Annotated in this window: 23 protein-coding genes; 9 read left to right on the top strand and 14 right to left on the bottom strand. The window is 56.0% G+C overall.

The genetic code is table 11. The features are described from left to right. Positions 1–72 precede the first annotated feature (72 nt). The gene (trpS, locus tag C8N36_RS15005) at positions 73–1,104 is read left to right on the top strand and encodes a tryptophan--tRNA ligase (protein ID WP_097805501.1); all 1,032 of its coding nucleotides are present in this window, start codon (positions 73–75) and stop codon (positions 1,102–1,104) included. A gap of 49 nt (positions 1,105–1,153) precedes the next feature. Here the strand turns inward: trpS and C8N36_RS15010 are convergent, their stop codons facing one another. The 4 genes from C8N36_RS15010 to ruvC all read right to left on the bottom strand — a co-directional run bounded on the left by C8N36_RS15010 (position 1,154) and on the right by ruvC (position 4,058). Further along, positions 1,154–1,789, bottom strand: a complete 636-nt coding sequence (locus C8N36_RS15010) for a hypothetical protein (protein ID WP_097805502.1) — start codon at positions 1,787–1,789, stop codon at positions 1,154–1,156. Between the two features lie 65 nt (positions 1,790–1,854). Next, positions 1,855–2,883, bottom strand: coding sequence for a Holliday junction branch migration DNA helicase RuvB (gene ruvB / locus C8N36_RS15015; protein ID WP_097805503.1), 1,029 nt, complete (start codon positions 2,881–2,883; stop codon positions 1,855–1,857). An 18-nt stretch (positions 2,884–2,901) separates the two neighbouring features. Then, positions 2,902–3,573 (bottom strand): Holliday junction branch migration protein RuvA, encoded by a 672-nt coding sequence (ruvA, locus tag C8N36_RS15020; RefSeq protein WP_097805504.1) that lies wholly within the window; start codon positions 3,571–3,573, stop codon positions 2,902–2,904. After that, the gene (ruvC, locus tag C8N36_RS15025) at positions 3,570–4,058 is read right to left on the bottom strand and encodes a crossover junction endodeoxyribonuclease RuvC (protein WP_097805564.1); all 489 of its coding nucleotides are present in this window, start codon (positions 4,056–4,058) and stop codon (positions 3,570–3,572) included. Before ruvC ends, ruvA begins: the two co-directional genes overlap by 4 nt. Before the next feature lie 309 nt (positions 4,059–4,367). On the opposite strand from ruvC, the gene C8N36_RS15030 reads away from it, so the two are divergent. Next, the gene (locus C8N36_RS15030) at positions 4,368–4,574 is read left to right on the top strand and encodes a DUF1127 domain-containing protein (protein ID WP_097805505.1); all 207 of its coding nucleotides are present in this window, start codon (positions 4,368–4,370) and stop codon (positions 4,572–4,574) included. 79 nt (positions 4,575–4,653) lie between these two features. Here the strand turns inward: C8N36_RS15030 and C8N36_RS15035 are convergent, their stop codons facing one another. The 3 genes from C8N36_RS15035 to C8N36_RS15045 form a co-directional block, all read right to left on the bottom strand. Next, positions 4,654–4,998 (bottom strand): hypothetical protein, encoded by a 345-nt coding sequence (locus tag C8N36_RS15035; protein ID WP_141468117.1) that lies wholly within the window; start codon positions 4,996–4,998, stop codon positions 4,654–4,656. Between the two features lie 104 nt (positions 4,999–5,102). Next, positions 5,103–5,975: a 50S ribosomal protein L11 methyltransferase gene (locus C8N36_RS15040; RefSeq protein WP_097805507.1), complete on the bottom strand. Its 873-nt coding sequence runs from the start codon at positions 5,973–5,975 to the stop codon at positions 5,103–5,105. A gap of 63 nt (positions 5,976–6,038) precedes the next feature. After that, the gene (locus C8N36_RS15045) at positions 6,039–7,271 is read right to left on the bottom strand and encodes an MFS transporter (protein ID WP_097805508.1); all 1,233 of its coding nucleotides are present in this window, start codon (positions 7,269–7,271) and stop codon (positions 6,039–6,041) included. 180 nt (positions 7,272–7,451) lie between these two features. On the opposite strand from C8N36_RS15045, the gene C8N36_RS15050 reads away from it, so the two are divergent. Next, positions 7,452–8,513 carry a YeeE/YedE family protein gene (locus C8N36_RS15050; RefSeq protein WP_097805509.1) on the top strand — a complete coding sequence of 354 codons (1,062 nt, stop codon included), beginning with the start codon at positions 7,452–7,454 and terminating at the stop codon, positions 8,511–8,513. A 107-nt stretch (positions 8,514–8,620) separates the two neighbouring features. Here C8N36_RS15050 and C8N36_RS15055 read toward each other — a convergent pair whose 3' ends face one another. Continuing rightward, positions 8,621–9,382: an ABC transporter permease gene (locus tag C8N36_RS15055; protein WP_097805510.1), complete on the bottom strand. Its 762-nt coding sequence runs from the start codon at positions 9,380–9,382 to the stop codon at positions 8,621–8,623. Beyond that, complete coding sequence (locus C8N36_RS15060; protein ID WP_097805511.1) at positions 9,379–10,320, bottom strand: ABC transporter ATP-binding protein; 942 nt, start codon at positions 10,318–10,320, stop codon at positions 9,379–9,381. Before C8N36_RS15060 ends, C8N36_RS15055 begins: the two co-directional genes overlap by 4 nt. 151 nt (positions 10,321–10,471) lie before the next feature. Here C8N36_RS15060 and C8N36_RS15065 point away from each other — a divergent pair, with 151 nt between their 5' ends. Next, the gene (locus tag C8N36_RS15065) at positions 10,472–11,449 is read left to right on the top strand and encodes a DMT family transporter (RefSeq protein ID WP_097805512.1); all 978 of its coding nucleotides are present in this window, start codon (positions 10,472–10,474) and stop codon (positions 11,447–11,449) included. 17 nt (positions 11,450–11,466) lie between these two features. On the opposite strand, the gene hemE is transcribed toward C8N36_RS15065, so the two are convergent. After that, positions 11,467–12,498: a uroporphyrinogen decarboxylase gene (gene hemE, locus C8N36_RS15070; protein WP_097805513.1), complete on the bottom strand. Its 1,032-nt coding sequence runs from the start codon at positions 12,496–12,498 to the stop codon at positions 11,467–11,469. Between the two features lie 99 nt (positions 12,499–12,597). Here hemE and hemC point away from each other — a divergent pair, with 99 nt between their 5' ends. Next, complete coding sequence (gene hemC / locus C8N36_RS15075; RefSeq protein WP_097805514.1) at positions 12,598–13,554, top strand: hydroxymethylbilane synthase; 957 nt, start codon at positions 12,598–12,600, stop codon at positions 13,552–13,554. Positions 13,555–13,669: 115 nt separating this feature from the next. Here hemC and C8N36_RS15080 read toward each other — a convergent pair whose 3' ends face one another. Together C8N36_RS15080 and C8N36_RS15085 are read right to left on the bottom strand one after the other, a co-directional pair. Continuing rightward, a complete protein-coding gene (locus tag C8N36_RS15080) occupies positions 13,670–14,653 on the bottom strand; it encodes an NAD(P)H-quinone oxidoreductase (protein WP_097805515.1) in 984 nt (327 codons plus the stop codon). Positions 14,654–14,722: 69 nt separating this feature from the next. Then, entirely contained in the window at positions 14,723–15,412 is a 690-nt protein-coding gene (locus C8N36_RS15085; protein ID WP_097805516.1) for a COQ9 family protein, read from the bottom strand. Positions 15,413–15,817: 405 nt separating this feature from the next. Between C8N36_RS15085 and C8N36_RS15090 the strand changes: the two genes are divergently transcribed. Further along, the gene (locus tag C8N36_RS15090) at positions 15,818–17,563 is read left to right on the top strand and encodes an alpha/beta hydrolase (protein ID WP_097805517.1); all 1,746 of its coding nucleotides are present in this window, start codon (positions 15,818–15,820) and stop codon (positions 17,561–17,563) included. A gap of 10 nt (positions 17,564–17,573) precedes the next feature. Here the strand turns inward: C8N36_RS15090 and C8N36_RS15095 are convergent, their stop codons facing one another. Together C8N36_RS15095 and C8N36_RS15100 are read right to left on the bottom strand one after the other, a co-directional pair. Further along, positions 17,574–18,932: a D-alanyl-D-alanine carboxypeptidase family protein gene (locus C8N36_RS15095; protein WP_097805565.1), complete on the bottom strand. Its 1,359-nt coding sequence runs from the start codon at positions 18,930–18,932 to the stop codon at positions 17,574–17,576. 347 nt (positions 18,933–19,279) lie between these two features. Next, the gene (locus tag C8N36_RS15100; protein WP_097805518.1) at positions 19,280–19,975 is read right to left on the bottom strand and encodes an HAD family hydrolase; all 696 of its coding nucleotides are present in this window, start codon (positions 19,973–19,975) and stop codon (positions 19,280–19,282) included. A gap of 163 nt (positions 19,976–20,138) precedes the next feature. Between C8N36_RS15100 and clpS the strand changes: the two genes are divergently transcribed. From clpS to C8N36_RS15115, 3 genes are read left to right on the top strand one after another with little or no spacing between them, the layout of a single operon-like run. Continuing rightward, complete coding sequence (gene clpS, locus C8N36_RS15105) at positions 20,139–20,465, top strand: ATP-dependent Clp protease adapter ClpS (RefSeq protein ID WP_176527106.1); 327 nt, start codon at positions 20,139–20,141, stop codon at positions 20,463–20,465. A 21-nt stretch (positions 20,466–20,486) separates the two neighbouring features. Then, positions 20,487–21,473, top strand: a complete 987-nt coding sequence (locus tag C8N36_RS15110; RefSeq protein ID WP_097805520.1) for a class I SAM-dependent methyltransferase — start codon at positions 20,487–20,489, stop codon at positions 21,471–21,473. 41 nt (positions 21,474–21,514) lie between these two features. After that, on the top strand, positions 21,515–22,315 hold the full coding sequence (locus C8N36_RS15115) for an SDR family NAD(P)-dependent oxidoreductase (RefSeq protein ID WP_097805521.1): 801 nt from the start codon (positions 21,515–21,517) through the stop codon (positions 22,313–22,315). Positions 22,316–22,352 lie beyond the last annotated feature (37 nt).

A 22,352-nucleotide genomic window follows, 5' to 3' on the forward strand; every position in this document is an offset into this window, starting at 1 on the left:
GCGCTCTTTCTTGACGTTGGCTGGACCCATGGGTAAGCCAGCCGAGATCAAACATCCAGATGGAGAAATCCTATGTCCGAGGGCGTCCAAACCCCTCCCGCTTTCACAAAACGCGTCTTTTCCGGCATTCAGCCGTCGGGTGGCCTGACACTTGGCAACTATCTTGGCGCGCTCAAGCGTTTTGCCGATAGCCAGAACAGCGGCGTTCAATCGATCTATTGCATGGTTGATATGCATGCGATCACCGTCTGGCAGGACCCTGACAAGCTGAAACGCGCCACGCGCGAGCTGTGCGCAGGTTTCATCGCGTCTGGTATCGACCCGCAAAAGTCGATCCTGTTCAATCAAAGCCAAGTTGCAGAGCACGCCCAACTGGCGTGGATCTTTAACACCGTCGCACGCATGGGCTGGATGAAGCGCATGACCCAGTGGAAAGACAAGGCTGGCAAGAATCAGGAAAACGCCTCACTTGGGCTGTTTGCCTATCCTGCGCTGATGGCTGCCGATATTTTAGTATATCACGCAACGCATGTTCCGGTTGGTGAAGACCAAAAGCAGCACCTCGAGCTGACGCGCGACATCGCGGCCAAATTCAACCATGACTATGGCGTTGATTTCTTTCCGATCACTGAACCGGTTATCGAAGGTGCCGCCACGCGGGTGATGAGTCTGCGCGACGGATCCAAAAAGATGTCCAAATCCGACCCTTCGGATATGAGCCGCATCAATATGACCGACGATGCCGATGCCATTGCCTCCAAGATCCGCAAGGCACGGACTGACCCTGACGGTCTGCCGTCCGAGGCCAAAGGTCTGGAAGATCGTCCCGAGGCGCGCAATCTGGTCAATATCTATGCCGCGCTCTCGGATCAAACGGTGGATCAAGTGCTGGCAGAGGTTGGCGGCAAGCAGTTTTCGGAATTCAAACCGATGCTGGGTGAACTGGCCGTGTCCAAACTGTCTCCGATTTCCTCAGAGATGGCCCGTTTGATGCAAGATCAGTCGGAAATCGACGCCATTTTGCGCCATGGCGCGGCCCAAGCGCGCGAAATTGCTGCGCCCATTTTGGCTCGCACCTATGAAATCGTCGGCATGGTACGTTAAAAAGTCTAACATCGCGGTGCCCCCATTGGGCCACCGCGATGTGTTTCAATCAAGCCCGGCCAGTGTCCACGGCCACCCTCGCAGCCAAACGCATTGCGTGACTTGGGTCATGTGCAACCGGCGGCATGATTTTGTCATAGGCCGCACGGATCACTGCGCCAGTTTCCGGATGCAGAACAATCTGACCGCTTTCCAGTTTGGCAAGCGGAGAGCGCTCTGCAAAGGCCTGCTCTGACCATAGCAGAAATACCTGGGCCACTTGCGACAAAGCCAAGTCTTCGGCAGGCTGTTCGGCCAACGCTTTGTCAACGCGCAGGAATACAAAAGCTGCTTGAATTGCGCCGGTGTCATCAAAGCGGAACACACGGTATTGATTGGCCCCCGCGGCCTTGAGCCGCCCAACCATATCGCCCAAACCGTCAATCAATCGGTCCAGATCAGGAACGCCCAAAAGCTCATCCCAATCTTTGAAAAAGAACATCATGACGTTCGAGCCAAGTTCGGGGTCGGTCTCGGCCATTTGATGTCCGGACAAAACGCAAAGCGCTTCGAACGCGCCCTTGATGATGCTTAGGGTTTCATCTTGGACCCCAAATACAGTGGGGACAATTGGCCTGCCCCATCGCGCGCACAAATAGGAACCGTCTTTGCGGGTGAACATCTGTTCGATTTGCGCCGCGTCCATGCCTGAATTCCCTGCTTGCCCAAGATACGCGCCCCAAATGACCCGAGGCGCGGCTAAATTCAAGCCTACTTGCCAAACAACTCTGCCTGACCGGGCGCTTTTGGTGCAGCCATGCCTAGATGTGCCCAGGCCTTTTGCGCCAACATACGCCCGCGCGGCGTTCTTTGGATCAGGCCTTGTTGCAGCAGATAGGGTTCGACCACCTCTTCCAAGGCGTCACGGCTTTCACTAAGCGCAGCGGATAGGGTTTCGATCCCGACAGGGCCGCCTGCATAGTTTTCGGCGATCAGTTTCAAATAGCGCCGGTCCGCCCCGTCCAACCCCAAACTGTCTACCCCAAGACGGGTGAGCGAGCTGTCGGCAAGCGCTTGTGTCACCACTCCGCCTCCTTCAACCACCGCGAAATCAACGACCCGCCGCAGCAATCGGCCAGCAATCCGCGGCGTGCCGCGGGCACGGCGGGCGATTTCAAGCGCACCGTCGCCTTTCATTGTGACACCCAGCTTGCGGGCATTGCCCGCCACAATGGTTTCCAGTTCGGGGATCTCGTAGAAATTCAATCGTGTCGGAATACCAAAGCGGTCGCGCAGCGGCGTTGTAAGCAACCCCAGCCGTGTAGTCGCCCCAACCAGCGTGAAGGGTTGCAATTCAATACGGACGGTGCGTGCCGCTGGCCCTTCGCCGATCACAAGGTCAAGTTCATAGTCCTCCATCGCGGGATAGAGCACCTCTTCGACGGTGGCATTCAACCGGTGGATTTCGTCGATAAACAACACGTCGCGCGGTTCCAGATTGGTCAAGATCGCCGCCAGATCCCCCGCCTTGGCCAGAACCGGCCCAGAAGTCATTCGAAAGCCCACCCCAAGTTCGCGCGCCATAATCTGCGCCAAAGTGGTTTTCCCAAGACCGGGAGGGCCGTGAAACAGCGTGTGATCCATCGATTCCCCCCGCTGGCGGGCCGATTGGATGAACACCCGTAGATTTGATCTTGCCTCGGCCTGACCGATGAAATCATCCAGCATTTTCGGCCGCAAAGCACGGTCACGGTCTTCGGGCAGTTGTTCAGGGCGCAAGGCGGGATCAGGTTCGGTCATACGGGTTCTTTATCTGCCTCAATTCGCCGGAGCGAGCAGTTTCAACGCCGCCCGTATCAACATAGGCGTGTCGGCCTCGGGAGCATCTGCGGCGGCCTGTGCCACCGCAGCGGCCGCCTCACCGGGGGCATAGCCAAGGTTCCCCAAAGCCGACAAAGCATCAGGCTGCGCCGTTGCATTGGCGCGCGGGGCTTTACGTTTGGGCGCAGGCTTTTTCGGTGTCTCAACGATGTCTTCAATCACATCACCGTCTGTGTCGGTCGGGGCCGCTGCGCCCATCGCCATAACTGCCGGTGCTTTGTCTTTTAATTCAATCACCACGCGCTGCGCCGTCTTGGGGCCAATGCCTCTGGCGACCTTGATCGCATTCCAATCGCCCAAGGCAATCGCGCGGCTAACCCCATCTGCGCCCAGCGCACCAAGGATTGCCAGCGACGCTTTTGCCCCGACGCCCTGAACACTCATCAACAAGCGGTGCCATTCCTTTTCCACCAGGGTTGGAAAGCCAAACAGTTGCAACAGGTCCTCGCGCACTAATAGGTCGGTATAAAGCGCAGCCGCTTCGCCGACGCCCGGCAACGAGGCCAGCACCCGGTCCGTGCAATACACGACATACCCTATGCCACGCACATCGATCAGCACGTGATCTGTGGCTTTGTATTCGATCCGTCCCGCAATCCGTCCGATCATGCCCGCACCTTCATTCTATTGACGCTTTGATGATGCGCATGGCAAATCGCAATCGCCAAAGCATCCGCCGCATCCGGCCCGGCCAAATCAACACCGGGCAATTGCATCTTTACCATATGTGCGATCTGGTTTTTGTCTGCATGACCGACACCAACCACAGTTTTTTTGACACTGTTTGGCGCGTATTCACCGATTGGCAGCCCAAATTGCGCAGGCACCAACAAAGCAATGCCCCGCGCCTGACCCAATTTCAAAGTGCCAACAGCGTCTTTGTTCACAAATGTCTTTTCGACGGCAGCAATATCGGGGGCATATTTGTGCAAAACATCGGTCAGTTGTTCATGCAGCGACAGCAAGCGCACGGCCAATTCGGTCCCTGTTGAATGGCAAACGCCGTTCCCGATGTGCCTGAGTCGGCTTCCGTCGACCTCAATCACACCCCATCCAAGGTTCCGAAGACCCGGATCAATACCCAATACTCGCATGGCTGCCCGCTTATGTTGCTTTTTAAACACGAGTAGCACGAAACGCGAACAAACACCAAGGTTAATGCGCAATGTCGCGAATGCGACAGCCGCAATCCAATGGGCGACACGCGAGGTACAAAACCGCCTTCACTGCGTTCAAAAACGACACAAACGACAGCGCTTTTTCGCCGATATTTCAGTCCGTTAACCAACATACAAGCCATGCAAGAATCGCATATGACCCATGCAATAAATGTCCCTTGCCGGACTCATTTGCTCAAACTATGTGCGGTTTAGAAATTTCAGTCAAACTTAAGGAGACCAGACATGGCCGCAACTGACCAGAACATCACCTTCGAAGCCACTGGCTCCCATATTGGCCTCGGAGCGCTTTTCGCATCTTTCATCGGCACATACGCCGCATGGAGAGACGCCCGTGACACACACAAATCGCTGTCCTCTCTGACAGACCGCGAACTCGACGATATCGGCCTTTGCCGCGGTGACATCGACCTTATCTCTGGCCGCTACTAAGCCGAACGCTTTGAGTGACCAAAACGACCAAGCCGCGCCTCCTTACCGGAGCGCGGCTTTTTCGTGTTTGGTCTGCGGGTCAGGCCGTAAAAAATTTGAACAGCTGCGCAATTTGAGCCGAAAGCGGATCAATCTGCATCAAAAATGCACCCGCTTTGTCGATGGCTGTCCCAGTGTTCAATGCGTCAACCTTGCCCTGATAAACATCTGACCCTAGCCAATACAGCACAAAGCTTTTGAAGGTTAACAACCCCACCAACGCGATCATCAGCTTGCGCATGACATAGCCGCTGGCCTTGTGGTCTGGTTCTTGAACAAACACGCCGTGTTTATTCAATTTGGTGACATATCCTTTGGCCATACGCGTATGCTTACGGCGAACCGCCTTCTGGCGATTTTCAAACGAATAAAGAGTGTCTTCCATTGCAGCCTCTAAGGTTCCGGCCCCCACCGGATCCCTAGAAAATATCGCTCAATTATGGCGAAACTTGGGCAAATGCGGCGAATTTACCTTAACTCAGGCTAAAATTAAGCCGCTTTGCGAAGCGTAAGTGTCACCCATTCGCCAATTGTGTCGCATCGAACAAGGTTAACGCCATTGGTTTCGTAGACTGCAATCACCTCATCTGCCTGACGGGTCAGGATGCCGGACAAGATGCCATAGCCGCCCGGCTGCAAGGCCTGCGCGAAATCTGGTGACAAATCAATCAAGGGCTGTTTCAGGATATTGGCAAAAATCAAATCATAAGGCGCATGGGCGGCAAGTTCGGGATGCCCGAATCCGGCGGCTTCAACGCAGGTCACATTGCCTGTCAGGTTGTTGGCCGTGACATTCGCCGCAGCGACCTCGACGGCGACCTCATCAATGTCAGAAGCAATCACTTGGTCTGGCCAGATACTGGCCGCACCCATTGCCAAAACAGCCGTACCGCAGCCGATGTCCGCGACGTTCTTGCCAACGAATCCTTCGGTTGCCAGACGGTCCAGTGCTTCCAAACAGCCCTGCGTTGTGCCGTGGTGGCCGGTGCCAAAGGCCATCGCGGCCTCGATCAGCAAAGGCACACTGCCTTCGGGGATTTTGTCGGCGTCATGGCTTCCGTAGACAAAAAAGCGGCCTGCCACGACGGGTGTCAGATCACGGCGCACCTTGGCGACCCAATCGGTGTCGGGAACTTCGGAGACGACGAATGGCGCGGCGTTGTAGGCAGCGGCCAGCAAGGTTAGCTCGATGTCGTCAGGTTGCTCCAGAAAGAAGCCGCCAACTTCAAACGTTTCGCTTCCGTCTTCGATGATGAAAACCCCAACGCCTGTGGGTTCCGGATCCATGCTTTCCAAGGCAAGGCCAAGCGCCTCTGCGGCGTCTTTTTCAGGCAGTTTGGTAAAGGCGGTAAAGGTCGGCATGGGGTTCTCCGAATGCGTGTTCCGCGCCGTCCTACACCAAGCATCCCCCCTACGCCAGCGCGCCTATTCAGCGGGCGCAGGCAGGCCGCGGGCAAAGACCGTTTCATAGCCCGGTTCCGGATGGCGTGGGATCATCAAAGCCAGCGCAAGGCTGATCGCAGCCATCGCCGCCGCAAGACCAAAGACCGCACCAGGGGACACCAACCACAGGTAGCCAAGCAAAGCAGGCAGGAAAACCGCCGCGATGTGATTGATGGTAAAGGCCACGGCCGCAGTCGGCGCAATATCCCCCGGATCGGCGATTTTCTGAAAATAGGTTTTCAGCGCCAAAGCTAGTGCAAAGAACAAATGGTCAATCACATAGAGAGCGGAGGCCAGTAAAACACCCCAGCCAAACCAGTAGATGCCGCCATAGGCCAGAAACACAATAATCAATCCGACGTATTCAAACACCAAGGTCCGGCGTTCTCCAAAGCGTGACACCGCGTGGCCAAACACTGGGCCCAACAGGATGTTTGCGACCAGATTGATCAAATACAGGCTGGTGATTTCATGCACGTCAAAGCCAAAGCGTTCGACCATCATAAAGCCGGCAAACACCACAAAGATCTGTCGCCGCGCACCCGCCATAAACTGCAAGGCATAGTAGAGCCAGTAGCGACGGCGCAGGATGAATTTTTTCACCTGCGGGTTCGGGCTTTCGAATTGGGGGAACATCAGCACGCAATAGGCAACGATCACAAGGGTCAGCCCGCCTGACGCCATAAAGACGGTGTTGTAGGACAGCTCCAATCGTTCCCACGTCATCACAATCAACAGATAAGCAACCAGCGTCGCAGCAGAACCCGCAGCGATGAGCCAACCCAGTGTTTTGGGCGCGCGCTCTTTTGACAACCATTGCAACTGGAGACTTTGGTTCACGGTTTCATAATAGTGAAACCCGATCGAGCTGAAGAGCGTGACAAACATAATGCCGCCAACAGATGGAAACCAAGCTGTGACTGCGGTGGCCACCCCCAGCAACGCCAAGGAAATCATCGCCAATACTTGTTCACGCACAAATATGATGACCAGGATCACGCCCACGGCCAGAAATCCGGGTATTTCGCGCACCGTGTGCAGCCAACCAATGTCCGAACCATCAAACTGCGCGACTTCGATCACAAAGTTATTGAGAAGCGCCGACCATGTCGAAAACGACAATGGCATGGCCAAAGCCATCAAAAATAGCAAGGTCACAGGGCGTCGCCAGATCGGCAACGATTGGGCATCGGTCAGGGATACAGATTTCATCACTCGGCTCTACGCCCCCAAACCTGTTTTGGCGAGTCCGCTCTTGGTGCTTTTATGCAGGGTGTTCCCCGACACTGCACACATTCACAAAAAACGAATAATGATTCGTGCATGCGTATGACATAAATCAAGGCGGCCCCGGCTCTCTTCGGTGATTTTGCCCAAATCAGGAAAGGATTGCGCATGGACCTTGTCCCTTTGGTGGAACGGATCGGTGAAAACCCGACAGCGGCCTTGTTTGGCCTCATCACCGGAATCCTTTTTGGGGTTGCAGCCCAGCGATCCAGATTTTGCCTGCGGGCCGCAACCGTTGAATTTGCGCGCGGCCGCATGGAAGACAAAGTCGCCGTTTGGTTGCTAACCTTTTCGACAGCGGTTGTCTGGGTCCAAGGTGCCCAATGGATCGGCCTGATCGATACAACCGAAGCCCGAATGATGGCCGTTCCGGGCAGCTGGTCCGGAGCAGTTGTGGGCGGTTTGATCTTTGGTGCCGGTATGGTTTTGGCACGCGGCTGTTCGGGACGATTGCTGGTTTTAGCGGCAACGGGTAATATGCGGTCCATTGTGTCGGGTCTGATTTTCGCAGTTGTCGCCCAGATGAGCCTGACGGGATGGCTGGCCCCTTTGCGCAACTATATTGCCTCGCTCTGGATCACATCAGGCGGGCGCAACATGGATTTGCTGGCAGCCGTTCATTTGCCGCAAGAGGCGGGCCTGATTATCGGCTTGTTGATCGCATTGCTGGCGCTAGAACTGTCGCGACGCAATCGCATCGGCTTTTCCCGACTGGTTTTTGCATCAGGTGTCGGGTTCGCGGCCGCAGTTGGCTATTGGCTGACCTTCTCCTTGGCGCAAGTCGCCTTTGAACCCGTCCAAATCGAAAGCCTGACCTTTACCGGCCCTTCGGCCAACACACTTATGTTCTTTTTGGATCGGACATCGGTGCTGGAATTCGACATCGGGCTGGTTCCCGGCGTTGTCGTCGGCTCGTTCCTATCTGCCGTTCTGGCCAAAGAGTTCCAATTCCAAGCTTTTGAAGGTGCTGGCCCAATGCGCCGCGCAATGATCGGGGCGGTCTTGATGGGATTTGGGGGAATGCTGGCGGGCGGCTGCGCCATTGGCGCGGGGGTTAGCGGCGGATCAATCTTTGCCGGAACCGCGTGGCTGGCACTGTTTTGCATGTGGATCGGCGGAATGGCGATGGACATGGCCCTGGGTGGGCGCCGCGAAACCGCTCCGATCTAGTCAAGACACCTACTAACACGGGATGGGCCGCGTGGGTTTGGCAATCAGCGCAGCTTGCAGGGCAGGAACGGGACGGCCAAGGCCATCTCGTTCCTGTTTCTTTCGGGTTACTGACGGATGCGCCAGCCGGTTTTGAAGATCCACCAGATCACTGCCAAACACAGCGCTGTAAACCCGCCAATCGCAAACAGACTGGTTGCAATCGGCACATCCGCCACGCCAAAGAAAGACCAGCGAAACCCCGAGATCAGATAGACCACCGGATTAAACTTGGTGATAATTTGCCAAGCGGGTGGCAGCATCGAGATCGAGTAGAACGCGCCGCCAAGAAAGACCAAGGGGGTAACCACCAGCAGCGGAATCAGCTGTAGCTGCTCAAAGTTTTTCGCCCAAATGCCGATGATAAATCCAAACAAGGCAAAGCTAACGCAGGTCAGCACCAAAAACAGCAGCATCGCCAACGGATGCATAATCACCAGATCAACAAACAAGGCAGAGGTCGCAAGGATGACTACGCCGATAAACAGCGCTTTGGTGGCCGCAGCCCCAACATAGCCCAGCACAATTTCCAAGAAACTGACCGGGGCCGACAGCAATTCAAAGATAGTGCCGATGAATTTGGGGAAATAGATGCCAAAAGACGCGTTCGACAGCGCCTGCGTCATCACCGACAGCATAATCAAGCCCGGTACAATAAAAGCCCCATAGCTGACCCCTTCGACCTGATCGATCCGCGATCCAATGGCTGTTCCAAAGACCACAAAGTACAACGACGTCGAAATGACAGGGGAGATAAAGCTTTGCGCCAAGGTGCGGAAGAACCGCGCCATTTCATAGCGGTAGATCGAAACGACGGCTTGCCAATTCATGCTGCGCCCTCCTGTTGTTCTTGGGCATTTACAAGGCCGACAAAAATGTCTTCCAGAGAGCTTTGAGAGGTATTCACGTCGCACACCTTGAGGCCCGCATCCGGCAGCGCCGCCATCAACCTGCCAATCCCCGTCCGGTCTGCTTTGGCGTCAAATGTGTAAACAAGGCCTTGGCCATCGTTGGTCAGTTCCAGATTGTATTGGGCCAAAGATGCGGGGACCTCGGTCAATGGATCAACCAGATCCACCCGCAATTCTTTTTGACCCATCCGCGCCATGAGGGCGGCTTTTTCCTCGACCAACAAAATCCGCCCACTGTTTATGACACCAACACGGTCGGCAATCGCCTCGGCTTCTTCGATATAGTGGGTCGTCAAGATGATGGTGACGCCATCACGTTTCAGTTCTGCTACGGTTTCCCACATGTCGCGGCGCAGTTCGACGTCAACGCCCGCAGTCGGTTCGTCCAGAAACAACACCCGTGGCTCATGGCTCAGGGCTTTGGCAATCAACACGCGGCGCTTCATCCCGCCCGACAGCTCCATAACGCGCGCATTGCGCTTGTCCCACAGCGACAGTTTGCGCAGCACTTGTTCAATAAAGGCATCGTTGCGCGGCTTGCCGAACAAACCGCGCGAAAACCGCACTGTGTTGATCACCTTCTCAAAAGGTTCCAGATTGATTTCTTGCGGCACCAGCCCGATCAAATTGCGCGCCGCACGGTAGTCTTCGATCACATCATGACCGCCCACTTCGATCGAGCCCTCTGTGGGCAATGTGATGCCGCAGACCGCTGAGATCAACGTTGTCTTGCCTGCCCCATTGGGACCAAGCAACGCAAGGATCTCACCCGCTTCAATGTCGAGAGACACATCTTTGAGCGCTTCGAATCCACCTTCATATACTTTCCGCAGGTTGCGGATGCTAACCATCGCCATTGTCGGTCCCCCTTTTCGCGCAGTCGCAACCTATCCGCCGCACGAATAATGGCAATTCAACAATCATGCACAGCACCCATGCATTCCGCGAACGACGTATTGTGTCGTTTCTGGGCTGGACCAAGGCAATACACACCTCTACGGCTTGCCTATGAACTCCGAAAAACTCAACCGCCCCGGAATGGGGATCGTATTCATCTTGATTGGTGTTGTGGCGATCTCTGTGAATGATCTTTTGGTTAAAATGCTGTCGGACGGCTATCCTCTGCACCAAACCATTTGGTTTCGCTCCTTTGTCGGATTGATGTTTTCCTTTGTGTTTTTGTACTTTGAAGGTGGCCTGAAGGTCTTGCGCACATCAACGCCGGGCATCCATGCCCTGCGCGGCACATTGATTGTATTCGCAAATATGACGTTTTATGCCGCGGTGGCGGTCATGCCCTTGGGACAAGCAACAGCACTGTTTTTTGTAGCGCCCTTGTTTATCACCTTGCTGGCCATTCCTTTTCTTGGGGAACCGGTTGGCCCTATGCGGCTGGGTGCGGTGGTGGTTGGCCTAGTCGGCGTAGTGATCGTTCAACAACCTTGGAGCAGCGAAATCACGGTATCGCGCGGCGTGTTGTTTTTGCCGGTCATTGCTGCCTTTTTGTATGCTTTCACACAGGTGCTCACCCGCAAATTGGGGGTCTCTACACCGGCATCCGCCCTTGCTGTCTATATTCAAACCACCTTCTTAATCGTTTCGACTGGCTTCTTTTTAGTGGCCGGCGACGGGCGATATGCGGAAGGGGTTGAGGATGAGAGCATCAATTTTTTGCTGCGGGCATGGCGCTGGCCGGATGCCGAAGACATTCCGGTTTTTCTGGGGCTAGGGCTGTGTTCCGGTGGGATCGGCTATTGCCTAAGCGCCGCCTACCGGTCGGCCAATGCCGCGACCATTGCTCCGTTTGAATATGTCGGGCTGCCACTGGCGATTTTCTGGGGGTGGCTGGTGTTTGGCGAATGGCCCGATTTGGCCATGTGGATGGGCTGTGGGTTGATCATCGCAGCCGGATTGTTCGTTTTCATCCGCGAGCAGCTGAAAAGCCGCCCCCTGCCCGGTCGTCGTGGGCGCTGGGGACGGCGTTAAGGAACCAGCAGGTTCGGTTAGACCTTGCCGCGCACCGCGTCGATCATCAATTGCACGTTCTCGGGATCTGCATCCGGCGTAATGCCATGACCCAGATTGAAAATATGCGGGCCTTTTGAGAAGGCTTTGACGATCCGTTTGGTTTCATCCACCAGTGTTTGACCACCTGTCACCATGTGGCTACTGGCCAGATTGCCCTGAACACAGCCGCCGGGCTGCACATGTTCGGCCCCCCATTCTGCTGTCACACTGTCGTCCAGCGCCACACAATCAGCACCGGTTGCTTTGTGAAACCCGATGTATTTGTCACCCGCTTGGCGCGGGAAGGCGATGACAGGCAGATCGGGGAAGCGTGACTTCAGCTCACCCGTTATGATCCGCGCGGGTTCTTTGGCATAGCGGTCAAAATCATCGCCTTGCAAAGACCCGGCCCAGCTGTCGAAAAACTTGACAACTTCGGCCCCTGCTTTGACCTGCTCGGTCAAATAATCGATTGTGGATTCGGTCAAACGATCGATGACCTTCTCGAACAGCTCGCGATTTTCTGCCTTCAGTGCATGCGCTGGCCCCTGATCTTTGGTGCCCTGACCTGCGATCATGTAGGTCGCCACAGTCCAAGGTGCGCCTGCAAATCCGATCAAAGTCGTCTCTTCTGGCAATTGTTTACGCAAAAGCCGGACAGTCTCGTAAATCGGGTTCAGCGTGTCGTGGATCATCTCGCCGCGACCCAGTTTGTCAAAATCGGCGTCAGATTGAATTGTCGACAAGCGCGGACCTTCACCGGTCACAAACCACAGGTCCATGCCCAGCGCTTGCGGCAGCAGCAAAATATCGGCGAACAAGATCGCTGCATCAAACCCATAGCGCCGGATCGGCTGCAAAGTGACCTCGGCTGCCAGTTCCGGATTGTAGCATAATGACAAGAAATCACCGGCCTGTGCGCGGGTCGCTTTGTATTCCGGCAGATAGCGTCCGGCCTGCCGCATCATCCAGATCGGCGGTGTGGGCAGTGTCTCTCCGGCAAGCGCACGCAAAATGGTTTTGGTCATGGGGCACCCTTCCTCTTTGTGCCTGTGGTCCGGCACCTGAGACAGGATGTCAAGCGCTGCCCATTGTCACCCCGCGATTGCAGCGCTAAAGCTTGGGCCATGACACAGATGCCCTCAGCAGACGCCCCGTTGAAAATTGGCACCCGCGGCTCTCCGCTGGCGCTGGCCCAAGCCCATGAAACCCGCGCGCGCTTGGCGGCGGCTTTCGAATTGGCCGAAGACGCTTTTGAAATCGTGGTGATCAAAACCACCGGTGACGATCGCAGCCTGATTGATGCGGATCGCCCGCTCAAGGAAATTGGCAACAAGGGCCTGTTCACCAAAGAAATCGAAGACGCCATGCTGAATGGCGACATCGATATCGCCGTGCATTCCATGAAGGACATGCCGACACGGCAACCCGAAGGGCTGATCCTCGAGACCTATTTGCCGCGCGAAGACACCCGCGATGCATTTATTTGTCCGGCACATGCAACCCTGCATGACCTGCCCGAGGGGTCGGTTGTCGGCACGTCTTCTTTGCGCCGCCGCGCTCAGCTTTTGGCGCGCCGCCCTGATCTGAACGTCGTGGAATTCCGCGGCAACGTACAAACCCGCCTGAAAAAACTGAACGAAGGCGTTGCCGTCGCCACGTTCCTTGCCACGGCAGGTTTGAACCGGATGAATATGACAGAAGTGCCGCGCACCGCCATCGACGCCGATGACATGCTGCCAGCTGTTGCCCAAGGGGCCATTGGCATCGAACGCCGCCTTGATGATGCGCGCATGGAAATGATGCTGGCCAAAATCCATGACACCACAACCGGTGTCCGCCTTGCCGCTGAACGCGCCTTTTTGGCCGAACTGGACGGTTCGTGCGAAACACCGATTGCAGCCCTTGCCGAATTGACGGGCGATACTATGAGGCTTCGCGGTGAAATCCTGCGTCCGGATGGCAGCAAGTTCTATGCGGGTGAAATCAGTGGCCCCGCCGTTGATGGCCCCGAATTGGGCCGCACCCTTGCCAAAGATTTGATGGCCAAAGCAGGTCCAAATTTCTTTGACTGGAAAGCCTGACGTTCATCGCCGCAATAGATGAATCGCGGCGCCGGTTGGCTTTCATAGAAAACAGCGCGCGGTAGCGCACAATGTAACAGCGGGCCCCTGCTTGAGATGCAAGGGCCCGTTTGCTTTAGGCGACTTTCAGAACGATCTTGCCGATATGGCCTGAACTTTCCATCCGGGCATGCGCTTTGGATGCATCTTCGAAGGCGAATTCGGAATCCATCACAGGGGCCACTTTGCTTGCGTCCAGCAAGGGCCAGACCTGCGTGCGTAGCGCTTCAGCGATGCGTGCCTTGGCTAAATCACTTTGCGGGCGCAGGGTGCTGCCGGTGATTGTCAGACGCCGCATCATTACCTGCGCAAAGTTCAGTTCAACCTTTGGACCTTGCAAAAACGCGATTTGAACCAAACGCCCGTCATCAGCCAAAGCTTTGACATTCCGGGGCAAATAGGGGCCGCCGACCATGTCGAGGATCAGATTTGCGCCGCCTTCGGCACGGATAACCTCCACAAAGTCTTCGTCGCGGTAGTTGATCGCCTTTTCGGCCCCCAGCGCCAAACACGCCTGACATTTTTCGTCCGATCCAGCGGTCACAAAAACGCGCGCGCCGAACTGCGCAGCCAGTTGGATCGCTGTTGTCCCGATGCCGCTAGACCCGCCATGCACCAAGAATCGCTCGCCCGCCTGCAAACCGCCCCGTTGGAAGACATTGGAAAATACGGTGAAAAACGTCTCAGGCAAGCAAGCCGCCTGTTTCAAATCCATTCCAGTGGGAATTGGCAAGCAATGCGCCGCCGGTGTGGCCACATATTCGGCATATCCCCCGCCCGGCAGCAGCGCACAGACCTGATCGCCAACCGCGGGCCAATCCACGCCAGATCCAACAGCCACAACTTCACCAGATGCCTCAAGCCCCGGCAAATCCGAAGCGCCAGCCGGTGGGTTATACATACCCGCCCGCTGTAGAGCATCGGGACGGTTCACGCCCGCATAAGCAACTTTTAAAACAACCTGCCCCGGACCGGCTTTTGGCATTGGGCGTTCACAGGTCTTTAAAACCTCAGGGCCACCATGTTCGGTGATTTCGATTGCGCGCATGGGTGTTGTCATCAAAAGGCTCCTTTTCGGCTCCCCTTGTTGGTATCACCCGTGCTGCGCGGCGCAAGTAGGCCGCAAATCTTATAGGGGTTTGCCGCCCGGCACATCACCGGTCCCGCCGTCTGGCGCTTTGACTTGCTCAAACAGCTTGCCCAGCCCGTTCATCACACCGCCGATAACCGGCGACTTTCGCAGAGCAGCTTTGGTTTTTTCGAACTGCATGACGTTCTCGATACGCCGATCAAGGAACTCCCATGTGGCACTATGCCCCTCGGATTGATCGCCCAACCAATACAAAACCACTGACGAATAGACCGCAGAAAGTGTGGCGCGCTTGGAATACCAGTTCAGATCACGTGACGAATCGCCCATAGCGGTCCAGATCCGATCCGCCGTGCCCCAGATCAGCTTGGCCCCGTCGGCCGCATTTTGCGGTAAGGCAAACAGAGTAGTGCCGCGCTGCACCAACTCACGATCCTCGACGGCTTCGATGCGCGCACGCACCGCAAAGCTGACTTTGTCGCGAATGCGCATATGCGCGAAACCAGCTTCTTTCATCCGCGCCACCATCGCATCATCGCCGCGCTGGTGGTACAACACAGCAAGGTCCAGCGCGCCGCGTGGGCAAAGCCCTCGTGCCACCACGGGATCGATACCGCAATCTTGCACCGCTGCGCGAAATGTCTCTTCGTTCCAGCCATCAAAGGGCACATGCACCAGCGCCGCATCCAGTAACGCATCGGTCGGGTTGGCTAGGATTTCGTCCGGCATCTTACAGGCTCCTTTGGCGGGTGCCCCTAACCTAGACAAGAATTGAGCGGCTTTCCATAGCGCCCGCTCCTGCAATTTTGCCCCCCCAATAAAGTAAGGTTGTGATTTTTGCATGCTGGTCAGCGTTCGTGACACCCATGTAGATCTGGCCATCCGCCGAGCCCGCAAGTTGGCTCCAAATAGGGCGCTACGCGAAGGCAGGATGACACAAACCCGTGTTTGGACTGCAAGGAAATAAACGCCCCCCCAAAGGCAGCCACTTTGAACCGTCTACCATCTCTCGGCTTTACATGCCCCCAGTGGTTTTACAGCATGCGCGCGGGCAAGGTAAGGCATCCCTGCCCTTGTTTATGCCGCCTCAAACTGCGAAAATCTTAGTCTAGATAGATATAGATCGGGTTCCGCATGTCTCTGCGCCGCTTATTTTTTGCTCTCACATCGATGGTTTTGCTGCCGGTTTCGCCGCAAACGGCGCTTGCGCAAGATATTTCTCGGGTGGTTGCGATTGACCAGCTGGCTCAGTCCGATCCCTTTGAGGCCCTTAGTGCCACTGATGTCGCGCTGCGCAGCCCCCAAGTTTTGGGCACGCCGCCCAATTTGCGGATATTGGTTGATTTGCTGCAACTGCGCGCCGAATTGCTTGAAGACATTGGCCAAACCATGGCGGCAGGCGATGCGTGGCTGGCCGTTGCCCGCACCCGCGCCTTTTCGCGCAAGACGCTGCAACTTGACCCGGTTCCAGCCTTTGAACGGGCCGCGCGTCTCTATGAGCAAGACCGCGCACTTGGCCACGCGCGCCGCGCGACCGAAGCTGCCATTGCTGCCGAAACTGAAACGGGACGCGACGGCGAAGCTTTGGAACGGTTGTACCAATCGCTGGCTAGACTGGCAGAGCGCGACCAAGATCCCACAGCCGCGGACATGGCCCGCGCCGCGCTCGAAAGCATCACAGCCCCTGCACTAGAGACGCAAATTCCGAAGTCACAAGACGGCTTTCGTGTTGTGGATGTCTACTACGCCACCGATCGGGCCCGTAGTGGATCAAAAAAGCCGACGGAGTTCTATGGCAGCGACCGCAATTCACATCTGGAGCTGGGCATTGCCAGTGTGACAATTCCGGAAACGCATGTTCCGGGCATGGTGGAGCGCCCGTCGGTTTGGCGCTTGGATTTCAGCCCATCGCCGTCAAAACATATTTTGCTGCATTCGGTTAAGCCAGTTGATCCTGACTCGTTCTTCGGCAAGTTGCAGGGCGAATTCACGCAAGCCCCGTCGCGCGATTTGTTCGTCTACATTCACGGCTTCAACCACAGTTTTGAATATGCCGCCCAGCGCGCGGCGCAGATCACTTTTGACATGGGTAACTCTGCCGTACCGGTGATGTTTTCTTGGCCGTCGAGAAACAAAACCTCTGCCTATTTCTCAGATGCGGCTGTCGTGCGGCTGTCGGGGCGGCGATTGGCCGTCTTCCTCGAAGATCTAGTGGCCAGATCCGGCGCAGAGACGATCCATATTCTTGCGCATTCCATGGGCAGTCGGGCTTTGACAGATGCCTTGGAAATCATGGCATTGCGCCGCAATGCAACCCCGCAAGATGCACCTGTTTTCGGTCAGGTGATGTTTGCTGCCCCAGACGTGGATACGGAACTTTTCGCCACGATGGCCAATGTGTTTCGCCCGTTGGCGCGGCGTTTGACGCTGTATGCCTCATCTACCGATTGGGCGTTGGCATCGTCTCGCAAACTGCATGGGGATACCCCCCGTGCGGGACTTGGGGGCGCGTTGCTTTTGGCGTCTCAGGGTATCGACAGTATCGACATGACATCGATGGGCGATGACATGCTGGCGCATAACTACTTTTCAAATGACAGCTCGGCCCTTGCCGACATGGCAACGCTGTTTTGGCAAGATGCGTCACCGAACCAGCGCTGTGGGTTACACCCCCGCGCTTCAACGCAAGCCGCCTCTTGGGACTACCGAGAAGGCCAATGCCCATCCAACGATATGATCGGCGTCTTCTCTAATCTCGAACAGAAAAATGTCCATCAAGCAGAAGAAGCCCGCAAACTGGTTGTTGAACTGGTTCCGGATCAAGGTCGGGTCGAGTTTATCTTGTCGCTGATTGACCGGCTGATGGTGACCGGACGCTGATCCCGTTAGATCAACTTGGCCCGATCATAAAGCAGGTGACTTGCCGTGCTTGTAGACGCTTGCACGCCATTTCAGCAGTATCCCGGGATAGGCCCATAAAGTTGGCGTCAAAGCCGCTTTTTCCCTTTACGACTTTGCGCAAGGACCCATCCAGCGTGGCGGTTTCAGCCAAGGCCGTTTTAAGCAATACCTTTTCAGCGGCAAAGCGGCTGGGGTAGCGGCCGACGTTGACCCCCCAATGACGGCCGCCGGATGTTGACAAACGGGTCACAACTTCTGCCTTGCGCGCAGGTGTTGGCACCTCGCGCGGGGCCGCCGCTGCTGCCAAAGTCACACCTGCGGGCCGCAATGTGGGTTTGATCGATACGGATGGGGCAATATCCGATGCGGTGGGCGCAACTGCCGCGACACTTTGAACTGATTTCAGGACGCTTTCGATATCGTCTTGCATATCCGCCACGATCAAGGCTGTTCCCGGATCTTTGACCGCGCGCGCTTGGGGACGCAGGCTTCGGCGTACAGCTGCGGATGCAACACGCACGGACTTCGCCCGCGCACCCGTTTGAGCCGCCGGTTCGTTCGAATTCAAAGACGCTACATTTACGCGGCGCATGGACCCTTTGTAGGCTGGCATACGAGGGGCCCGGAATACGACAGTTGTTGGAGCACGTTTGAACCCGAGATCCAACAATTCAGCAACTTTAGCATTTCGCGTCGCTGTGGATCGTCCGCCAAACACCGTGGCAATAACCCGTTCACGACCACGTTCGGCCGAAGCAACAAGGTTAAAACCGGCTGCGCGTGTGTATCCGGTCTTGATCCCGTCCGCGCCGCGGTATGCGCTTAGCAAACGGCGATTGGTATGGGACACCTGACGGACACCTGCATCGACCGTTTTGCGTGAAAACAGGTTATAGTACATCGGATAGTCATAGATCACGTGGCGACCAAGGATCGACATATCGCGCGCCGTCGACAAATGACCATTTTCGGTCAAACCATGTGCATTCCGAAAGGATGTCCGGGTCATGCCAAGCGATTTGGCCGTGCGGTTCATCCGGCGGGCAAAGGCGGCCTCCGACCCTTCGATTGCTTCGCCAATGGCCGTTGCGGCGTCATTTGCCGATTTCACGGCGGCAGCACGGACCAGATAACGCAGTTTGATTTTTTGACCGGTGCGCAGGCCCAGCTTTGAGGGGGGCTCAGACGCAGCATGGGACGAAATCTTGACCAAGGTATCCATGCTGATTTCGCCGTTCTGCACCGCCTCGAAAGCGATATAGAGTGTCATCATTTTGGTCAAAGAGGCCGGATGTAAACGCGTGTCAGCGTTTTCGGAGTGCATCACTTTGCCCGAACGCGCATCCATAACCAAGGCAGCATAAGGGGCTGCCAAAGCACTGAGCGGCACGAATAGAGCCAACCAAATCAACGTGAATATATACAAGCCCAATCGGCCTGTTTGCCTGCGACGTCCCGTCACGATCTCTGCCTTTATTCTGCCTCGGTGCCCCCGATTTTTCGGTGAGCTTATTTTCTTATTGCCTTAACCATAGCATGGAAATCATGTTCCGAAAACCCTGCAATCTGTTGATTTATAGTAACTTTCTGTTAACGGACGATTCAACATATAGCGTATTGCGCACAGCAGACCCCTAGACAGGCCAATAAGGCGGGATTGTGGCAAATTAAGGCAAAATTGTGACCGGTTTCGGACTATCCGATTTCCTCGACCAAAGCCGCCAATTCAGACAAATCGTCAAGCGGTTTGAACCGCGCATTTTGAGGCGGCAAAGCATGTTCCAGATCCCAGCCCAGGGCATGCGGCACATAAACTCCCCAGCTGCCAACTTCGACGGCAGGGCAAATGTCGGACTTCATCGAATTGCCAACCATCATCGCCGCGCCCGTCCCTCCGGGCAGAGCCCCAAATATCCGCGCATAAGTTGCCGGCACTTTTTCGGACACAATTTCGACCCCGTCAAACAGATCCCCAAGACCTGATTGCGCCAACTTCCGTTCCTGATGAAGCAAGTCGCCCTTGGTGATCAAAACCAGTGAATGGCTCTCGACCACGGCTTCGACGGCTTCGCGGGCATGGGGCAACAGTTCCAAGGGGTGGTTCAACATTTCGCGCCCAGCGCTCAGCAGCTCGGAAATCACCTCGCTTGGAACTTTACCCTCAGTGACCTCAATCGCGGTTTCAATCATCGACAGGGTGAAGCCTTTGACCCCGAATCCATAGTGGCCGATATTGCGCCGCTCTGCCGCCAACAACCGGGCATCCAGATGCTCGGCTTCGGCGAAATCAGCCAAAAGTTCAGCGAATCGTTTTTGTGTCAGGTGGAAAAATCGTTCGTTGTGCCAAAGCGTATCATCCGCATCGAAGCCAATTGTGCGTAATTTCTTCACCTTTCCCCCCTCAGCAATCACCCGCCCCCTTTTCGTCGCGGCCAGACAGGTTATATAACCTGTCTGAAGGTATAAAGGCAAAGTACGCTTGATTATGACAGATGCTCTGACACCAAAGACAATTGGCCTAGAAACCGGTCGCTCTTTTTCTACGCCATTGGCAATGTCAGACCAGGGTTCCCCTGAAGATGGCGATGGCGACGCCGGGGTTGCGACCAAAACCCGTCCCAAGACCAAACGACCACCTCTATACAAGGTGATGCTGCTCAATGACGATTACACGCCGATGGAATTTGTTGTGCATGTCTTGGAACGGTTTTTCGGCATGACCCATGCGCAATCTTTTGAGGTTATGCTGACAGTGCACAAAAAAGGTTTGGCCGTTGTTGGTGTCTTTTCCCATGAGATTGCAGAGACCAAGGTTGGTCAAGTGATGGATTTTGCCCGTCAGAACCAGCACCCGCTGCAATGCACCATGGAAAAGGAATAGACCCGCGCGGGTCGCCTGAACATGAGCATGGAACGCATCAGCCACGCGGTCGCCACGGGCGGCCTTTCTCTGCCAGAGGGAAAAATTGCCCTGTTTGGTGCCCTTGCCGCCGATGGACTGGGCGATCTTGATCCCAAGTCGGTTGACGTCATCCAAACCTTGCACCCGGAATTCACCGTCTGGGAAAAGCGGGCCTGTGCCCGAACCGCTCCCGACGGCCCCTACGTCGCCGCCATTGTTACCCTGCCGCGCGCACGGGCATTGTCACAAGATATGATTGCACGCGCGATCAAGGCTGTGCCAGACGGTCTGATTATCGTGAATGGGGACAAAAACCACGGCATTGAACCCATCCTCAAAGCCTTGAAGCCGCGCGTTCAACTGCTGGGTCACGTCTCCAAGGCGCATGGCAAATGCCTTTGGTTTCAAAGCTCGGATGCGTTGGCCGACTGGGCACTTCCCGAAATGTCAAAAAATGCCGAGGGTGACTTCACCGCCCCCGGAGTGTTTTCTGCGGATGCTGCGGACCCTGCTTCGCGCCTTTTGGCCGAGGCCCTGCCAACCACGCTTAAGGGGCGCTTTGCCGATTTGGGCGCGGGCTGGGGATGGCTGTCGCGCGAAATCCTGAAACGGCCCGGCGTTACACAATTGCACTTGGTTGAGGCCGAACTCTCTGCTCTCAACTGTGCCCGAGCCAATGTCGCGGATGATCGCGCCAGTTTCCATTGGCACGATGCCCTGACATGGAAGCCCCCTGTGACGCTGGATGGCATCGTCATGAACCCGCCGTTCCACACCGGACGCAAAGGCGAACCCAGCTTGGGTCAAAACTTTATCACCACGGCCGCCCGTTTGCTGGAGCCGCATGGCCAGCTGTGGATGGTGGCAAACCGCCATCTGCCCTATGAGGCAACGTTAGAAGAAAAATTCCGCGACGTGTCCGAAATCGCGGGCACATCAAAGTTCAAAGTATTACACGCCGCACGCCCCTCTCGCCCAAAGCGATGACTTCGGCTACCGTCTCCCCCGCACAGGTATAGGATTCTCTCATGGGTTTCTCCATCGAAGGCAAAACAGCCATTGTCACCGGCTCTGCCAACGGGGTTGGTTTGGCCATCGCCCGGCATTTCATCAACAAGGGCGCGAATGTCATGTTTGCCGACATGGACGAAGACAGCCTGATCAAGGAATGCGGTGCCGATTGCGACGACGGAAACATGCGGTATTTCGCCGGCGATTTGCGCGAAAGACTGACTTTGGCCAATCTGCTGTCTGCAACACTGGACGCCTTTGATCGGGTCGACATTCTGGTGAACGGATCGCGGCAAATCATACCGTCATCGCCGCTCGATCTGAATGACGGGTCCGTGGAACAGATGCTGACGCAAAACCTGATGACATCCCTGCGCCTCAGCCAGCTTGTCGCCAAACGCATGATCAAACAATCCAAAGACCAAAGCGAAGGGCACGCAGGATCAATCGTCAACTTGTCCTCGATTGCGGCACGGCGGACGCATCCTGAATTGCTGGGTTATTCGTTGTCTTGTGCCGCACTGGACCAAATGACCCGATCACTTGCCGTGGCTTTGGCCCCAAACCGAATTCGGGTCAATTCGGTGGCATTCGGGTCGGTTATGTCCGCCAGCCTCAAAGACATTTTGCGGGACAACAAAGAATACCGTACGGATATCGAACAACACACACCTTTGGGCCGCATCGCTGCCCCCGAAGAACTGACCGACGCCGTGCAATTTCTGGCCAGCGAAGGCGCAAGCTTTGTGACCGGTCAAATCATGACCGTCGACGGGGGGCGCACCTTGCTGGACCCTGTAGCGGCCCCCGTGCACTAAGCCTTACACCACCAGACTTCCGCCTTAAGGACCAACA

It is taken from the genome of Pelagimonas varians, from assembly GCF_003208435.1.
Classification (GTDB): Bacteria; Pseudomonadota; Alphaproteobacteria; order Rhodobacterales; family Rhodobacteraceae; genus Pelagimonas; species Pelagimonas varians.

What these genes read in the sequence shown, in the direction of transcription:
- C8N36_RS15110 (WP_097805520.1), top strand. Translation starts at nt 20,487, where the DNA reads ATGAGCATGGAACGCATCAGCCACGCGGTCGCCACGGGCGGCCTTTCT.
- C8N36_RS15060 (WP_097805511.1), bottom strand. Translation starts at nt 10,320, where the DNA reads ATGGCGATGGTTAGCATCCGCAACCTGCGGAAAGTATATGAAGGTGGA.
- C8N36_RS15080 (WP_097805515.1), bottom strand. Translation starts at nt 14,653, where the DNA reads ATGACAACACCCATGCGCGCAATCGAAATCACCGAACATGGTGGCCCT.
- C8N36_RS15035 (WP_141468117.1), bottom strand. Translation starts at nt 4,998, where the DNA reads ATGGAAGACACTCTTTATTCGTTTGAAAATCGCCAGAAGGCGGTTCGC.
- clpS (WP_176527106.1), top strand. Translation starts at nt 20,139, where the DNA reads ATGTCAGACCAGGGTTCCCCTGAAGATGGCGATGGCGACGCCGGGGTT.
- C8N36_RS15090 (WP_097805517.1), top strand. Translation starts at nt 15,818, where the DNA reads ATGTCTCTGCGCCGCTTATTTTTTGCTCTCACATCGATGGTTTTGCTG.
- C8N36_RS15085 (WP_097805516.1), bottom strand. Translation starts at nt 15,412, where the DNA reads ATGCCGGACGAAATCCTAGCCAACCCGACCGATGCGTTACTGGATGCG.
- C8N36_RS15055 (WP_097805510.1), bottom strand. Translation starts at nt 9,382, where the DNA reads ATGAATTGGCAAGCCGTCGTTTCGATCTACCGCTATGAAATGGCGCGG.
- C8N36_RS15040 (WP_097805507.1), bottom strand. Translation starts at nt 5,975, where the DNA reads ATGCCGACCTTTACCGCCTTTACCAAACTGCCTGAAAAAGACGCCGCA.
- hemC (WP_097805514.1), top strand. Translation starts at nt 12,598, where the DNA reads ATGACACAGATGCCCTCAGCAGACGCCCCGTTGAAAATTGGCACCCGC.
- C8N36_RS15030 (WP_097805505.1), top strand. Translation starts at nt 4,368, where the DNA reads ATGGCCGCAACTGACCAGAACATCACCTTCGAAGCCACTGGCTCCCAT.
- trpS (WP_097805501.1), top strand. Translation starts at nt 73, where the DNA reads ATGTCCGAGGGCGTCCAAACCCCTCCCGCTTTCACAAAACGCGTCTTT.
- ruvA (WP_097805504.1), bottom strand. Translation starts at nt 3,573, where the DNA reads ATGATCGGACGGATTGCGGGACGGATCGAATACAAAGCCACAGATCAC.
- hemE (WP_097805513.1), bottom strand. Translation starts at nt 12,498, where the DNA reads ATGACCAAAACCATTTTGCGTGCGCTTGCCGGAGAGACACTGCCCACA.
- ruvB (WP_097805503.1), bottom strand. Translation starts at nt 2,883, where the DNA reads ATGACCGAACCTGATCCCGCCTTGCGCCCTGAACAACTGCCCGAAGAC.
- C8N36_RS15065 (WP_097805512.1), top strand. Translation starts at nt 10,472, where the DNA reads ATGAACTCCGAAAAACTCAACCGCCCCGGAATGGGGATCGTATTCATC.
- C8N36_RS15010 (WP_097805502.1), bottom strand. Translation starts at nt 1,789, where the DNA reads ATGGACGCGGCGCAAATCGAACAGATGTTCACCCGCAAAGACGGTTCC.
- ruvC (WP_097805564.1), bottom strand. Translation starts at nt 4,058, where the DNA reads ATGCGAGTATTGGGTATTGATCCGGGTCTTCGGAACCTTGGATGGGGT.
- C8N36_RS15115 (WP_097805521.1), top strand. Translation starts at nt 21,515, where the DNA reads ATGGGTTTCTCCATCGAAGGCAAAACAGCCATTGTCACCGGCTCTGCC.
- C8N36_RS15095 (WP_097805565.1), bottom strand. Translation starts at nt 18,932, where the DNA reads ATGGATGCGCGTTCGGGCAAAGTGATGCACTCCGAAAACGCTGACACG.
- C8N36_RS15050 (WP_097805509.1), top strand. Translation starts at nt 7,452, where the DNA reads ATGGACCTTGTCCCTTTGGTGGAACGGATCGGTGAAAACCCGACAGCG.